Below are 234 nucleotides of genomic sequence, written 5' to 3'. Positions count from 1 at the left end.
CTTGCAATACTCCACTAATACGACCAGTTCGTTGCGCAAAATCAAACAGCATATCCTCAATATTGCTCATCTGATATTGAAAATTGGGCCAATCTTTTTGTTGCCAATTGTATTTCATGTGCCGATTAGAAAAATTATTCGGCTCAAAAATAATAATAATACGAGTTGTATGTTTATTTGTTTTCGCTCAATCTTCCCAACCGCAAAGAGTTCTTCCCATATATCTTGCTTCAT

Annotated in this window: 1 protein-coding gene; it reads right to left on the bottom strand. The window is 35.0% G+C overall.

What is annotated here, in order from left to right; translation table 11 throughout:
* Nucleotides 1-118, bottom strand: a 118-nt coding sequence (locus ACRHOZ_RS21545) for a DUF4172 domain-containing protein (RefSeq protein ID WP_431130457.1), incomplete at its 3' end; no start/stop codon positions are given.
* Nucleotides 119-234: the final 116 nt, after the last annotated feature.

Source organism: Flagellimonas flava (assembly GCF_050617915.1).
In the GTDB taxonomy this organism is placed as follows: domain Bacteria; phylum Bacteroidota; class Bacteroidia; order Flavobacteriales; family Flavobacteriaceae; genus Flagellimonas; species Flagellimonas flava_A.
This window is presented reverse-complemented; position numbering and strand designations above follow the sequence as displayed.